Origin of the sequence: Zobellia galactanivorans (genome assembly GCF_000973105.1) — a bacterium.
Lineage (GTDB): Bacteria > Bacteroidota > Bacteroidia > Flavobacteriales > Flavobacteriaceae > Zobellia > Zobellia galactanivorans.
Genome location: NC_015844.1, coordinates 4,094,111 through 4,109,732 on the forward strand (window position 1 = coordinate 4,094,111; position 15,622 = coordinate 4,109,732).

The 15,622-nt window shown below is 43.1% G+C and carries 8 protein-coding genes; 4 read left to right on the forward strand and 4 right to left on the reverse strand.

Annotated elements, in window-relative coordinates:
• Positions 1-46: 46 nt before the first annotated feature.
• The 4 genes from ZOBGAL_RS16645 to ZOBGAL_RS16660 all read right to left on the reverse strand — a co-directional run bounded on the left by ZOBGAL_RS16645 (position 47) and on the right by ZOBGAL_RS16660 (position 9,274).
• Complete coding sequence (locus ZOBGAL_RS16645; RefSeq protein ID WP_013994868.1) at positions 47-2,500, reverse strand: glycoside hydrolase family 95 protein; 2,454 nt, start codon at positions 2,498-2,500, stop codon at positions 47-49.
• 238 nt (positions 2,501-2,738) lie between these two features.
• Positions 2,739-4,190, reverse strand: coding sequence for a SusD/RagB family nutrient-binding outer membrane lipoprotein (locus tag ZOBGAL_RS16650; protein ID WP_013994869.1), 1,452 nt, complete (start codon positions 4,188-4,190; stop codon positions 2,739-2,741).
• A gap of 42 nt (positions 4,191-4,232) precedes the next feature.
• A complete protein-coding gene (locus ZOBGAL_RS16655) occupies positions 4,233-7,475 on the reverse strand; it encodes a SusC/RagA family TonB-linked outer membrane protein (RefSeq protein ID WP_013994870.1) in 3,243 nt (1,080 codons plus the stop codon).
• Between the two features lie 215 nt (positions 7,476-7,690).
• A complete protein-coding gene (locus ZOBGAL_RS16660) occupies positions 7,691-9,274 on the reverse strand; it encodes an L-serine ammonia-lyase, iron-sulfur-dependent, subunit alpha (protein ID WP_013994871.1) in 1,584 nt (527 codons plus the stop codon).
• A 209-nt stretch (positions 9,275-9,483) separates the two neighbouring features.
• Here ZOBGAL_RS16660 and ZOBGAL_RS16665 point away from each other — a divergent pair, with 209 nt between their 5' ends.
• The 4 genes from ZOBGAL_RS16665 to ZOBGAL_RS16680 all read left to right on the forward strand — a co-directional run bounded on the left by ZOBGAL_RS16665 (position 9,484) and on the right by ZOBGAL_RS16680 (position 15,506).
• Entirely contained in the window at positions 9,484-10,356 is an 873-nt protein-coding gene (locus ZOBGAL_RS16665; protein WP_013994873.1) for an AraC family transcriptional regulator, read from the forward strand.
• A 65-nt stretch (positions 10,357-10,421) separates the two neighbouring features.
• Positions 10,422-11,285 (forward strand): helix-turn-helix domain-containing protein, encoded by an 864-nt coding sequence (locus ZOBGAL_RS16670; protein WP_013994874.1) that lies wholly within the window; start codon positions 10,422-10,424, stop codon positions 11,283-11,285.
• A 244-nt stretch (positions 11,286-11,529) separates the two neighbouring features.
• Entirely contained in the window at positions 11,530-13,767 is a 2,238-nt protein-coding gene (locus ZOBGAL_RS16675; protein WP_013994875.1) for a S9 family peptidase, read from the forward strand.
• Positions 13,768-13,922: 155 nt separating this feature from the next.
• Positions 13,923-15,506, forward strand: a complete 1,584-nt coding sequence (locus ZOBGAL_RS16680) for a sulfatase family protein (RefSeq protein WP_013994876.1) — start codon at positions 13,923-13,925, stop codon at positions 15,504-15,506.
• Positions 15,507-15,622: the final 116 nt, after the last annotated feature.

Consider the following 15,622-nt stretch of genomic DNA (forward strand, 5'->3'; position numbering starts at 1 on the left):
GCCCTGATAGGGTTTAATGCTTTAAATATCAGTTGTAGTAAACGGCTTATATGCCTTGAACGCTGTAGGTTTTACCCTGTTCCGTGTTGAACTCAACAATCTGGTTCTTACGTTTCTTGGTCTTGATCTGTTTTCCGTCAGAAAACACTTTTACCTTGCTTCCGGCCTTTAGACTACAGGTCGTTCCGGCTTTGGACAATATTTCCAAGGAAGTGATCTGTTTATCCTTCCAACTGAAATCCAATTCAAAACCACCACGGGCACATACTCCGCTAAACTGACCATCGGCCCATTCTGAAGGTAAGGCGGGCAATAGGTCGAGGTATCCTTCCTGTGATTGGATCAGCATTTCGGAAATTCCTGCCGTCATACCTAGTGTACCGTCTACTTGAAATTGTCTGGCGCATATGGCAAATAGGGAAGAGTAGGCCTGTTCCTTTAAATAACCTTTAAAGATAGAGTTGGCCCTATCACCATCCCTTAATCGGGCCCAAAGACAGGTTTTCCAAGCTCTAGACCATCCTGAAGCCCCATCGCCCCTAAGTTCTAAGGTCTTCTTTACGGGTTCGATAAGTTCTGGGGTTCGGGTTACGGAAATCACATTGCCGGGGAACAATCCATATAAATGGGAAGCATGACGGTGGTTTTTTTCCATTTGACCATAATCTTCGGTCCACTCTTGTAGTGTTCCATCTTTTCCGATTTGGGAAGGAACCAATCTGCTACGGGCAATGGAAACTTGTTTTCTTAGTTCAGGGTCAACGTCCAAAATTTCAGAAGCGGAATCGTAGTAAGAGAAAAGATCCTTTAAGATTTGCATATCTATGGTCGATCCGGCAACTATGGTCGTAAAGTAGTACATGCCTGTTATCTCGTCATAGAAATACTTGTATCCTTTTCCTTCCGGTGGATTTTCCGGTGAGTTGGAAGGGTTGGTTACCAACCAATCCGTGCCGGGGTATTCCACTAGGAAATCCATAAAAAATTCCACGGAACCTTTCATTACCGGGTAAATGTCCTTAAGGTATTCCTTGTCTTGGGTAAACAGGTAGTGCTCCCACAAATGTGTGGTCAACCAAGCGCCACCAACGGTAAACGTACCCCAAGTTGGGCCGTCCATAGGTGCGGCTACCCGCCATAGGTCGGTGTTTTGGTGGAATACCCATCCATCGGCGCCGTAATGTTCCTTGGCCACTTTCGCGCCTTGATCCGTCAGTTCCTTGACCATTGTAGTCAAAGGCTCGGAGAGCTCGGAAAGATTTGCGCTTTCGACCGCCCAATAGTTCATTTCTGTATTTATATTGGTCGTGTATTTTGAATCCCATGCAGGGTTCATGTCATTATTCCAAATCCCTTGAAGGTTGGCAGGCTGCGTGCCGGGTCTAGATGAAGAGATCAATAAATATCGGCCAAAATTATAGCATAAGGTAGATAATTGGGGGTCAGGACTTGATTGTATCTCGACCATGCGCTTATCGGTTGGCAAAAAGGAATTGTCGGTAGTGGGTAAGGTTAAGGAGACGCGATCAAAATATTCCTTGTAATCGGCCAATGCACTTTTTTTGATAGCGTCAAAGGAACTTTGCTGCACTTTGGCAAGCATATCTTCCACACGTTTGTTTTCATCGGCACTTACATCTTTGTAGTTGACGAAGTTTGTTGCCGCTACAAAATAAAGGGTTGCGGCATCGGCATTTTTTATGCTTAGCATGGTGCCGTCTATACTCATTGTACCACCTTCGGGTACGGCCTTGATTCTAGCCTCATATCGTAACTTGCCCTCTACGCCCATGTAGTCGGCGGACTTTCCGGTAAGTTTCAATTGGTCTTTACCTAGACCATCCATACGGAAGTAATCGGTAGCGTAGTTAGAGTGGGCACTGTTGCGTACACCGCGTAGTTCGGCGTCAAAGTTGATGCTACCGGGCTTGTCGGCGGTAATGCGAATGGCAATCGTTTGATCAACGGCAGAGGCAAAAACTTCCTTTGTATAGTTTACGCCCCCATAGGTGTATTCTACGGTTACCACTCCCGTTTTTAAATCTAAAGATCGGCGGTAGTTGTCAACGCTGTCCTGACCAAAAAAGAGATGCAGGTTTGCGAGCGATTGATATTTTTGCTGCTCTACAGGGTAGCCCATTAGCGCACGTCCAAAAAGCTTGTGGGCCTTAATGGGTTCTCCGTTAAAAATATACTTTTGAATTTCGGGCAGTTTTTTGTATCCTCCTTTTACGACTTGGGAATAGGGGCCACCTGACCAATAGGTTTCTTCGTTGAATTGAATTTTTTCTTCACCCGATTTACCGTAGACCATTGCACCAATTCGTCCGTTTCCGACAGGCAGGGCTTCTTCCCACATAGATGCGGGCTTGTCGTACCATAAGACGGTGGCCGGGTCAAAGCCGTTTTCTTTACTATCGGTATTTTGGGCAATCAATACACTCGAAGTGCATATTAGGGTTAGGAGTATTGTTCTTTTAAGGCGCATAATCGATGACATAGTCAATTTTTTTATTCTATAAATTATTAGACGATTGTATGGTTATATCTAGTGCTTGGAGAGTTTTAGGGAAAACTCAAGTTGAATCTAATCTAAAATATGAATTAACATCGGGTTGTTAGGGTTCTTTCCCTAAATATAAAAGAGTAGCAGAAGGTGATTCGCTACTACTCTTTTAAGCTAACTCAATCTAAAAACACTATAAATCAAAACATAAACATTCAGGTATTGGCATTACTTAATTCACATCCCACCATACACCGGCTTCGAATTTTTCTTCTACTATGCCGGGTTGGGCGGAAATAGCGGCTGAAAAATTATCGGGGTTGGAAATCGCTTCCGAGTAGGGGTATGGTTTTCTAACAATGGTTCCTTTTCCAGGATATAAGGTTTCAACGGGTTCGGTAGTGGCAACATAAACAGGGTAGCCCGTGCGTCTTACTTCGGCCCAGCCTTGATTGCCATCAGGGTAGAGGGCGCACCATTTTTGTTCTCCTATCAGTTCTCTTTGGTCCCTGCCGGACTCAAAATCGACCAAAGGTTCTGTAAGATAGGTGCCGGGGTCGAGGCCGTATTCTTCAAAGCTTGCGGCAATTGCTGCCTCATATGCTTCCTTGGCGGTCATGTTTACGTTCCATCCGTTTAGCGCGGCTTCGGCGATAATGAAAAGTACTTCGGAATAGCGCATTACCCTTGTAGGGGAATCCAATGCCCTAAATTCATCTATTCCCATAATCGAAAGGTCGGGTGTGTTTTCGCCTAAAGTACCTAAGGGAATACCAACGTACTCTCCACTTGAGGCCGCAGGTTCTGCGTATACGGCAAGTCGCTCTAAATCGTTTCTGCTTTTAAGAAAGTCGATCATATAGGCCGAGGTTACATTTTCTTGTTTGGCCGCTTGTGTGGGGTCCATGTAGTACGGACTGCGATACGTGGCATCTTCTGGAATCCAATACTTAAAAGCGGCGTTGTCATTGCTATCGATGATCGGATACTTTCCGGGGTCGGCCATAATTTCTTCTATACCCGTTTTTGCCGTGGCTGCATCTACTAACGACATTCTCATGTAGATACGGAGCAATAATGAGTTTGCAAATCTTTTCCATCGCATCATATCCCCTTCAAAGATAACGTCGGCAGAACCCAAGCTTTGGCTCACATCGATCATACTGTTGGCCTCTTTTAGTTGCGCAATTAGATCGGTGTAAATGAATTCTTGGCTATCGTATTTGGGGTATATGGTCGCATTTTCATCGCTATCGGCCGAAAGTGCTTCCGAATACGGAATATCCCCGTACCAATCCGTTAAGTTTTGATAGGCATAGGACCTAAGGATCTTACTGACTGCAATGGCGTTGGCATCGCCGGCTTCTTCCGCTAAGTCCAATGCTAAGTTCAGGTTTTTTAAATGTCCGCTGTAAACATTAAAATTGGTTCCGCTACCGTTAATGCTATAACGGTCATTGTCTACGTATACATCCCTGACATTGTACCTGGCCCAACTTACTTCAAAGTTTAGGATGGGATTGTAGGTTTTGAGAATGCTGACCTCTGCATTGGTGATTAAGGTGACGTAGGGTACGGAAGTCAAATCGTTAGGGCTGGTGTTCATTTCTTCGAAATCGTCTGTACAGCCCAAAACAGTACCTATGAAAATGAGTAATGCTATTGGTGTTTTATATATGTTCATCTTGATGTATATTTAAGATTACACTGAATTTTTATGTTTGACCTAGAAAGTTATTTTTGCGCGTAAGCCAATATTCCGGGCAGATGGGTTGGAAGCAAATTCCGAACCTTGAGAGGATAGGCTGGCATCCTTATTGGAAACTTCGGGGTCAAAATTTTCATTGTTTTTGTACAGTAGGGCTAGGTTTCTTCCGAATAAGGAAAGATCAACAGCGCTAAGTCCAATTTTTTGAACGGTCTTTTTGGGCAGGGAGTAAGACAAGGTAACCTGTCTTAACTTTACATAAGAGGCATCGTAGATCCATCTTTCCGCCCTTGCAAATGGGTTCCATCTAAAGTTGTCTAGATCTTTATAAACGGTATTGGGACTTCCATCTTCAAAAACACCGTCAAAAAGGTATCCACCGCCATCTTCAAGGGGGTCACGAACGGAAACACCGTTTGCATTAGTGCCCGTAGTGCTTGTTAAAGCTCCCGTAGCCCAGCCATCTTGGTTGGTTCTAGAGTAGACGTCGCCGCCAATTTTAGCATCGATCAAAACCGATAGGTTGATGTTTTTGTAAGTGAAGGAGTTTGTGATCCCACCAAGCCAATCGGGCATTATGTTGCCAAGCTTTTTTAGTTCACTGGTCAAAGGAACGCCATCGGCATCAACAATAGGTTTTCCATTTTCGTGATATACGAAGCCTTTCCCCCACATATCGCCATAAGCACCGCCTACATCTGCAACTACGATTATTTGGTTGCCTTCTGCCTTGAATAATTCGAGACGTTCGATATTATCGTTTAAGGAAATGATCTTACTGGTGTTCTTCGCGTAATTCGCGGTAATGTCCCAAGAGAAGTTTTGGGTTTGGATAGGTGTTCCCGATAAGATGAGTTCTACACCTTCATTATTTACCTGACCCGCGTTTATGACCTGGGAGTTAAAGCCGGAAGTTGGTGAAACTGGGGCGCTAAGTATTTGATTTTTTGCCACGGATTTGTAAAGCGTTAAATCAATTCCCAATCTGTTATTGAAAAACTTGGTGTCTAAACCTACTTCACTAGAGGTAACCAGCTCGTTTACCAAATCGGATGGTGGCATGGCCGTACTCAAACTGAAGGATGCATTATCGCCATAAGGCGTTGCGGCATTGTATGTGGCATCTAAACGATAAGGGTCTGTATCGTTACCCACCTGTGCAACACTTAACCTGATTTTACCAAAACTTAGCAAACTCTTATTGGTTTTAAATGTTTCGGAGAACAACCAGCTCGTGGTTGCGGAAGGATAGAAATACGAATTGTTTGCTTCGGGTAGTGTAGATGACCAATCGTTTCTGCCGGTCAAATCAAGATAAAGTTGACTTTTATAGCCAAGTGAAAGGGCTAGGTATGCACTTTGGATTTCCTTCTCTCTTTGAAAGAAGGTGGTAGTAGGGGTTTCTTTGGCATTGGATAGGGAATAGGTGTCCGGTACCACTAATTTATTTACAAAGGAGTTCTGTAAACGGTACTGGTTGTTCATGATATTTGAACCTAGGTTGGCCGAGAGCGATAAGTCGTCCGTGATATTCTTAACGGCGGACAATAAGATATCTGCGTTGATTTCTTGACGGAAGTAGTTGCTGACGCTATAGCGACCCTCAGGGTCATTATTGCCATAGTATGCCCTTATTAGTTCAACTTGTTCATTGGAATAGTCTATACCTGCCCTGGTAGTAAGGCTTAACCAGTCGTTAAATTGGTATTTGAGGCTGGCCGAACCTATCAACCTATTTTTGGTTTGTGGGTTGAGGTTTTTGTACTGGATCCAATACGGGTTGTTGTGCCATCTGTCGATCCAGCTGATTTGTGTTCCGTCTGGATTTTCAATATTGTTTTTCATATACTCCCAATCTACCTGTCTTGCGGTCCAAATGGTTTGCATACCTATGTTGTTAAAGGTATATCCGGAACCGTTCAGGTTTCCGTGGGAACTGATGTAGGAAGCCTTTGCCTCAAAAGATAATTTATCCGTTAGGTCCGTGCTACCTGAAAAGTTGATGGTATTCTTTATTTGGTTGGTATTCGGTACCATACCTGTTTGGTCCGAGTTGGTAACCGATAGGCGCATAGTGCCCCATTCACCCGAATTGCTCATGGCTACATTGGTAACCCGTGTTATCCCTGTCTCGTAAAAGTTTTTAATGTTGTTTGGATTGGATACCCATGGAGTGGGGATACGTTCTCCGGTAGCTGGGTCGATTGGCGAGTTGAATTGTGGGAGTGATAGGATTTGACCGGGAGTTTGGGGGAAGCCCGCTTCAACCGCCCAGTACAATTTGCCACCTGGAACTATATCCTCAGCCTGTACTTCATAATCTAAACGTGGGCCAAAACTTTCGTCTACACCATCATTTTTACCTCCGTTCAGTCCGTCTTTATACCAATACTGTTGACCGCCACCTTGACCGTATTCGTTCTGGTAATCCGGTAATAGAAGGGGCGAGCTCATGGTGACGGAATTTTCTATAGAAACAGAAAAGCCTTTGCCTTTTCCTGATTTGGTAGTTATAAGAACAACACCGTTTGCTCCTCTCGAGCCGTAAAGTGCCGCGGCGTTCCCGCCTTTTAAGATGGTCATTTCGGCAATATCGGAAGGGTTGATGTCCGCTGCACCGTTACCCATATCGGTAAAATCGTAGCCACCATTGGAGCTGGATACCACGGTGTTATCTATAGGTATGCCATCTACAACAAACAAAGGTTGGTTGTTTCCCGTCAATGATTGGTTACCCCTTATGGTTATCCGTGATGACGCACCTACGTTTCCGTTGGAGCTGTTTACGAAAACACCGGCTGATTTACCCGCCAAGGCGTTGATAACATTCGTTTCCGAGGTGTTTTTAATATCGTCGCCATCTATCTCCTGTACGGCGTAACCCAAGGCTTTTTTCTCTCGGGTAATACCTAAGGCGGTAACGACAACCTCGTTTAGTGATTGTACGTTTGGTTCTAAAGTAATATTGATGGTTGGGCTCGTTCCAACGCTAACACTCTTTTCAGTATACCCGATGTAACTGAATTTTAAAACATCACCGTTGTCGGCTTCAATGGTATAGTTACCATCAAAGTCGGTAACGGTACCCTTATTGGAACTTTCGTTGAGGACGGTGACCCCTAAGAGAGGTATTCCGGTTTCGTCTACAATGGTTCCAGAGATGTTTGGGCTCTGTCCTTGCATCGCACTTGCCAATAAAGAGCAAATGCCAAATAGCAGTAGTTTAATTTTTTTGGAAGGTAATTTGTTGATGGCTTTCATAGATTATTAATATGAGTTTAATAATACTATAAAGTTAATATAGTCATCGTTGCATATTAGTTGATATGTTGCCCATATGATATACTATTTTGACGGAAATTCGCCGAAGTGGCTAAATGGGATAGTTATAGTAAAGTATTACTTGTTAAATAGATATGCGAAAGTAGTTTAAATGCGGAATCGAATTAAGGTGGTGGTTAAGTTAGGAGGATAGCTTAGCAGTTTTTAAAGCCTGTAGAAACCACGTTTTTGTTGTTGTTCAATTGGTTTTCGATTTTCTTGGCGGTTTTGGTGATGGCCAATCCACCAAGGCCGGTACACCTTAAGGTATGGGGTATGGCGTCACCTACCTTTTTCATGGTTTCGATTACCTCGTCTAAAGGTATGACCTGGTCGTAATCGGAAAGCGCCATGTTGGCCGATGATATGGCCGTTGAGGCGGCCATTACATTTCGGTTGAGGCAAGGGGCTTCGACGCGGTCCGCAACCGTATCACAAATAAGTCCTAACGAACTTTGAAGCGCCATGGATGCCGCTGCCAATGCTTGGTTTAACGAACCTTCTTTTAGGGTAACGACCCCAGCTGCGGCCATACCGGAAGCGGAACCGCATTCGCCCATACAACCGCCAACTTCTGCGGAAAACGTTGCATGTGCGGTAATGAAAACGCCGATGAGACCGGCTGCTAGCATGGCTTGTACCATAAGTTCCCTAGAGAGCCCCATGGTTGTGCCCGTGCCGATAATAGTACCGGGCAATGCTCCGCAGGACCCGGCTGTGGGGGCGGCAACGATTACTCCCATGGAACTTTTTACTTCCATCATGGCCGAGGTGAACATGATGGAGTTGTTGAGGACATCGCCACGAACAAGTTCTTTTTTGGTCATTTTCTTTTTAAAAACCAATGATTGGCTTCCTAGTATTCGGTCATCATAGTGGGTGCCTTTTAGGCCAAGGTCGATAGAGTTTTTCATGATATCTACTATCGTTCCCATTTTTTCGAAGACTTCGTCCGAAGATATATTGCCCCTAGTGCTTTCGTAAGCGACGGCCAGTTCCCATAGGCTTAGGTTTTTGTCCTTGTTGTATTCGAGCATTTCCTCTACCGTAATAAAAGGAACGCTTAGATTTTTTCTCGATTTAATGGGGAGTACCGGTTCTATTGATATGATGTCGTTTGCGTCTTGTAGCGCCGTAATGCTTTCAAACAGAATCTTTTGGTCGCCCGAATTTGAGTTGATCAAGACAAATGTGCTGCCGTTTGGATAAATGGTACTCTCCTTAAGGTCTAGCGTTTTAAGGGTGTTGGCGGTTTGCTTAGGTGTGTCCGAGTAAATTAAGGTGGTGTGGAGGTCTCCGAATAGTGAAACTGGGGTTTGGTCTATTTCTATGATTTCGATCATGCCGCCGCCTGTGGATAGGCCTATGACTTGGTGGCTCGTTTTTTCGTTTTTTAATGTTATTTTGTAAGTATTGGGATGGGTGGCGCCAATAGGGTGTATATCTATGGTTACCTTAATATGGGCTTCATCCATATGGAGCTGGTAGTCCTTTAGTCGCTCGTCATCCGCATTCCAGCCTAACAGGCCTCCAAAAAGTCCCATATCGGATCCCTGTCCCGAATGGGTCGTGGCCAATGATCCATTGGGGTCGAATTCAATGTAGACTTCCGTAATGTCGTTTTTCATAATGTCTCTGCAGATTCTGCCAATTCGCAGTGCCGCTGCACAGTGGGAGCTTGAGGGGCCTCTCATTACGGGTCCTATTACGTCATTGAAAATACTGGGGAATAAGCTCATTGTAAAAAGTATATGGGTGAATGTTGCCTTGTTGTTTTTTAAAGTTATGAATTTTCTAAATATTCATATTTATATGTGATAAAAAGAGTAAAGTCTTTCGTTTTTTATGGATTATTGGTTATTGTTTGATGAAAATGCTGTTGATTCGTCTAAGTTAATACTTTTTTTGTAAATTCGAGTTTGTAACTCTATTTAAAAAAGTCTTATAAATGAACGCTATTGGGTTTAAAGTACCTTTTTTTAGAGGTAAATCTTTATATATAGAAGAATGGAGTGATCGCAATTTTTACAAGGCGGTGCATTTTCATGAAGAATACCAATTGACCTATATTTTTAAGGGGGAAGGAACCCTTGTGGTCGGTTCAAAGAGTTATGGTTTCAAACCGGGTGATTCATATCTGTTCGGGAAAAATTTGCCCCATGTTTTTAGAAATGAAAATAACGAAGCCTTAACCGAAGAGGAGGCCAGGGCCCACTACATTAGTGTGTTTTTTAATGCGGACTCTTTAAATTCTATGTTGAATGGTGTGCCGGAAACCGGGCCTATTGTCGAACTTATAAAAAAGGCCGACCTAGGGTTGAAGCTAGATCGCTTGCAATCACCCAAACTACTCCGGTCAATGAGTCGTTTAAAATCGAAGAACGGTTTTGAACGCTTGCTGGAGCTATTGTACATATTGGAAGATATTGCGGTAAACGGAAAAAATGAATGTTTGGCCAACGAAAATTGTAAAACAATCAGCCACGATGAATATGGCATTCGGAAACTGAACGAGATTTTTAAATTTATGGAGAACAACCACTCCAATAGAATAACATTAGAGGATATCGCTACGCGTTTTAATATGAATCCTTCCTCTTTTTGTCGATTTTTTAAATCTAGAACCCAAAAGACCTTTTCGCAATTTCTGATAGAGTTACGGGTGGCCAAGGCCTGTGAGTTAATGCGGTCCGGTGCGCACAATGCCAGCGAAACCTGCTTTACGACCGGGTTTACGAACCTTTCTAATTTTCACAGGCAGTTCAAGAGTGTTATAGGTATGACGCCGACCCAGTATAGGGATAGTGTGGCTACGTTTTGAAATAGCCTATTTATTAGGGGGGGGCTATGGGAGTAAGTTGATGTAATAATATAAACCAGACGATTATGAAAAAGATTTTTTCTTTTGGGTCGAATGTTTCCGCCCGATTGTACGATTCGGGCCGTTCTATTGACGAATTTGTCGTGTTATTGGTATTACGTGGAAAGGGTGAATTTTTTATTGGGGATAATGTAGTGCCCTTTGTGAAAAATGATTTATTCTTTTTTGCGGGAAGAATAGCGCGTTCGTTCAATGATGATCAAAATAATGGAAGGGAAAATAAATCGAACAACTTAAAAGTTATATCCTTGTTCTTCAACTTGAGTCAAATTGAAGAAGCCCTTAACAATGTGCCGGAAGCCTATCATATTAAAAAGCTGATTTCCTTTGCCGATTATGGGTTAAAGTTGTCCTGTACAGAAAACCGGGCTTTGGCGAATCAAGTCCTTCAAATCCACAAGGCCAAAGGCTTGCATAAGATGTTGTCGTTCTATAAGCTTATAGATCATGCGTCTAGAAACAAAGATATAATGGTACTGTCGGCAAAAGCGGCGATGAAATGTAATCAGGCAAGTGAAGAGCCGAAGCTGAGAAAAATCTTCGATTTTATTAAAGAGAATCATAGGGATACGATCACATTGGAACAAATTTCGGCAATAGCAAACATGTCACCTACCGGATTTTGTCGATTTTTTAAGTCTCATGAACAAAAAACGTTTTCACAGTATTTGGCCGAAGTTAGAATCGAAAGCGCTTGTAAAATGCTGAAGGATAAGGGGTATTCTATTTCAGATTGTTGTTACGGAAGTGGTTTTAATAATTTATCGAACTTTAATCGGCATTTTAAAAAGCAGACCGGGATGTCCCCCTCCGAGTATCGCATTAAAGTAACGGGAGATTGCTCCGGTAAAAACCGCAAGTGTGCCTAGATAAGGCTTTAATAGGCAGGTATTTTGAAACCAATCGAGCTACTTTAAAAGTTAGGAATTAAGGAAAAACGGGGGCGGGTCGGCAAAGAAAACAAGAAAATAGTATTGTTTTCGGCTAAAATGTATAACATGATTTCGTAAAATCTACCCTAATATTGTGTGGCTTCTAGATGATACCTTTGGGTGTTGTAGGGCAAAAGAAAATTATTATCTAACAAGAGATTATTTGTAAAGAGGAATAACTATGAAGAGAGCTGTATTGAACGTTCTATTGGCAATTTTGGTATTTGTGAATGTGGGCTATGCGCAAGAAGCGAAAAAACTGACCTTGGCCGATATTTATAAAAACGGTGAGTTTGGCCAGAAAGGCTATGGTCCGATCAGGTGGATGAAAGACAATAAGGGCTATTCTACATTGGAGGCGAACAAAGATTTATCAGGTAAGGATATCGTTAAGTACGATGCCAAAACCGGACGAAGGTCCATTGTCGTTTCAGCGGCCGATTTAATACCTCAGGGAAGTGAAAAGCCATTGGTTATCAAAGATTACAAATGGTCTGAAGACAACACAAAACTTCTCGTTTTTACCAATACCAGAAAAGTGTGGCGCTACCACACCCGTGGCGATTATTGGGTATTGGACCTTGCTACCAAAAAACTGGTCCAATTAGGTAAAACCTTGCCCGAGGCTACTTTAATGTTCGCCAAGTTTTCCCCAGACGGTTCTAGGGTCGGCTACGTTAGCAACCTGAATATTTATGTAGAGGATTTGAATACGAACAGCTTTACCCAGATTACCAAAGATGGGGGTGATCATATTATTAATGGCACCTTTGATTGGGTCTATGAGGAAGAATTGAATTGTAGGGACGGGTTTCGATGGAGTCCCGACGGAGAGCATATCGCGTACTGGCAATCCAATACAGAAGGTGTGGGCACTTTTTATATGATCAATAATCTCGATTCTATTTATTCAAAGCCTATTCCAATGCCTTACCCTAAGGTGGGCACACAACTTTCCGCCGTAAAAGTAGGCGTAGTACCGGCAAAAGGAGGAAGTACAAAATGGTTTGATATTCCCGGGGACCCAAGAAATAATTATTTGGCCCGAATGGACTTTATTCCGAATTCTAACGAAGTAATGATCCAACAGCTCAATCGTCCCCAAAACACGAATAAGGTGTATGTGGCCAATGTTGAAACCCTTGAATTCAAAAATATTCTAACAGAGAAAGATGAAGCCTTTTTGGATATTCACGATGATATTCGATGGTTGGATAATGAGAGATATTTTACATGGTCTAGCGAACGCGATGGTTGGTTGAAACTATATAAGGTCTCAAGAGATGGTTCGGATATTCAGCCGATTACCAAAGGGGACTTTGATGTAGTGAGTATCAACTGTATAGATCCCAAAAGTGGTTATGTATACTATATCGCTTCGCCCGATAACTTTACGCAACGTTATTTGTACAGAAGTAGGATTGATGGAAAGGGTACTGCCCAGCGTGTAACACCGGCGTCAAATTCAGGTCAGAACTCTTATCAGATTTCTCAAAATGCCAAATGGGGAATACATGTATTCCAAAATGCAACGACACCGTCCGTATATTCGCTGGTAAGTCTACCTTCCCATAAAACGGTACGCGTACTTGAGGATAATAAGGAGCTGAAAGAAAAATATGATGCGCTAAAACTGAATCCTAAGGAGTTTGTAAAAGTTGATATAGGCGATGATGTTCTTGATGCCTTTATGATCAAACCGATTGATTTTGACCCTTCAAAAAAATACCCATTGTTGTTTTACGTGTACGGTGAGCCTGCGGGTGCTACGGTTCAAGATAATTGGGGTGGAGGAAGCCTTTGGGACCAATATATGGCACAACAAGGCTACATCGTAATGAGCGTTGATAACAGGGGAACGAAAACCCCTAGAGGAAAAAAGTGGAGGAATGCCATATATGGACAGATAGGTATTCTAGCGTCTGAAGACCAAAACAAGGCGGCAAATAAAATAATCGATACCTATGGCTTTATCGATCCGGCCCGAGTGGGTATTTGGGGATGGAGCGGTGGAGGCCAGATGACCTTGAACTGTATGTTCCGTTACCCAGGGACTTATAAGTCCGGGTTGGCCGTGAGCTTCGTATCCGATCAAAGATTGTACGATGCCACCTACCAAGAGCGCTATATGGGCCTATTGTCTGATAATGCCAAAGGCTACCATGACGGTTCCCCTATAAATTTCGCCCAAAACTTAGAAGGTAATCTTATGGTCATACACGGTACGGCAGATGATAACGTGCACTACCAGAGTTATGAAATGTTGGTAGACAAGCTAATCGCCAATAATAAGATATTTGATATGATGTCTTACCCCATGAGGGCGCATGGCATTTATGAACGGGAAAATACTTCATACCATCTAAGACAGACCATGGAAAATTTTTGGAAGGAAAACCTGCCGGCAGGAGGTAAATAAGTCCCTTTAAAACTTTTGGTGTCTTCCTTTTTTACAGAAAAGCATGGCACGTAGAGGGGGATTAAAAGAGAACGGGCCCTCTTGTGGGAAACGAGGAAACGGGTAGTAGTGCTGGAAGCCGATTAAGAATTAATTAATTTTCAAAACATTTGACAATGTCATATCCAACAGTTTTCTGCGGCGCAGGTATACGACCTTATTTAGCCTTTCTTCTTTTTATCACAGGCGCTATTGCAACGGCTCAAAAAAAGGAAGGATCGTCTGAAAATGTAGAGCGACCTAATATTATATTCCTGCTTTCCGATGATCAGACGAGTGTAGCCACTGGTTGTTACGGAAACGACCAGGTGAAAACACCCAATATGGACCAATTGGCCAAAGATGGTGTGTTATTTCTCAATCACTATAATACGACCTCTATATGTATGGCGAGTCGGGCCAATATATTAACGGGGATGTATGAATACAAAACCGGGTGTAATTTCATGCATGGTGACCTTGGGGTAGACAAGTTCGAAAATTCCTATCCGGTGTTGTTGAAAGCAGCTGGTTATTTTACGGGCTTTGCGGGCAAGGTCGGATTTGTACTTGAGGGGGGAGATTCAGAAAAAATCGAGGACGGATTGCCGGTAGGTTATTTTGACAAATGGGGCGGAGGGCCTGAACAAACCGAATACGAGACGGCCAAAAACCCGACTATAGCAGGATATGCGAAGGAATATCCACATAGCACACGGGCCTATGGTGCTTGGGCGGGAGATTTTATAAAGGAGGCGAAGAGTTCAGGGAAGCCGTTTTGTATGTCCATTAGTTTTAAGGCTCCCCATTTACCTTTTACACCCGATCCTTTCTTTGATGGGGTCTATGCCGGACAAACCTATAAAAAACCCGATAATTACGGAGCGGAAAATGCCACCCATTTGTCGCCCCAGGCAAAATCGGGCCGTCAGTATAATTCCTATAATTTTTGGAGGGAGTCGGAAGCGTCCTATCAAGAAGCCATTACAAAATACAATCAGTTGATCCATGGTGTGGATTATGCCATTGGAATGATTCGTAAATCCTTGGCGGAACAGGGTGTCGATAAAAATACCATCATCATTTTTACAAGTGATAACGGCTATAGCTGTGGAGCCCATAACCTTGCGGGAAAGGTACTGCCGTATGAGGAAGCTTCCAGGTCGCCATTTATCATCTACGACCCACGGGCGCCCCAAAGCCAACGCGGTATTAAGCGGAAGACCGTAACGGCCAATATAGATATGGCCCCGACCATCTTGAGTTATGCCGGTCTTGAAATACCTGAAAATATGGACGGGGAAAACTTAGTGCCCTTAATGGCGAAGGAGTCGGGTGTTGAAAGAGATCATATAGCCTTGACCAATATGTGGGGAAACGATGAAATTCAGGCCATGTCCGTGGTTACCGAAGCCTATAAATATATCTACTGGCAATATACCGATGAACGCATGCGGCCTACGGAAGAATTGTTCCATATTTCGGAAGATAAACTTGAAATGCACAATCTGGCAAAGGATGACGCCTACAAAACGGAACTGGCCCAAATGCGGAAGCTTTATGATGGGCAATATAAGCGTTTGGTAAAAGAGGGGATAAAAGCGAACGATTACGAAAAATACGCTATTCTGTTCAATAGAAATGCCCCGGAGAGCGCGAAGAAACAGTATCGTCAACTTACGTATAAGAAGATGATCGAGAAGAGTCGAAATAAGAATTAAAAAACAAGGATATTTGTGGCGGACTATGGGAAATTGCCTAAAAGCACCTCTACCGGAAGAAGCTAAATAAGTAACTAGCCCGTTTTTTGATGGTTCAAGTTTTAAGTTTAATTATT

What these genes read in the sequence shown, in the direction of transcription:
- ZOBGAL_RS16645 (WP_013994868.1), bottom strand. Translation starts at nt 2,500, where the DNA reads ATGTCATCGATTATGCGCCTTAAAAGAACAATACTCCTAACCCTAATA.
- ZOBGAL_RS16650 (WP_013994869.1), bottom strand. Translation starts at nt 4,190, where the DNA reads ATGAACATATATAAAACACCAATAGCATTACTCATTTTCATAGGTACT.
- ZOBGAL_RS16655 (WP_013994870.1), bottom strand. Translation starts at nt 7,475, where the DNA reads ATGAAAGCCATCAACAAATTACCTTCCAAAAAAATTAAACTACTGCTA.
- ZOBGAL_RS16660 (WP_013994871.1), bottom strand. Translation starts at nt 9,274, where the DNA reads ATGAGCTTATTCCCCAGTATTTTCAATGACGTAATAGGACCCGTAATG.
- ZOBGAL_RS16665 (WP_013994873.1), top strand. Translation starts at nt 9,484, where the DNA reads ATGAACGCTATTGGGTTTAAAGTACCTTTTTTTAGAGGTAAATCTTTA.
- ZOBGAL_RS16670 (WP_013994874.1), top strand. Translation starts at nt 10,422, where the DNA reads ATGAAAAAGATTTTTTCTTTTGGGTCGAATGTTTCCGCCCGATTGTAC.
- ZOBGAL_RS16675 (WP_013994875.1), top strand. Translation starts at nt 11,530, where the DNA reads ATGAAGAGAGCTGTATTGAACGTTCTATTGGCAATTTTGGTATTTGTG.
- ZOBGAL_RS16680 (WP_013994876.1), top strand. Translation starts at nt 13,923, where the DNA reads ATGTCATATCCAACAGTTTTCTGCGGCGCAGGTATACGACCTTATTTA.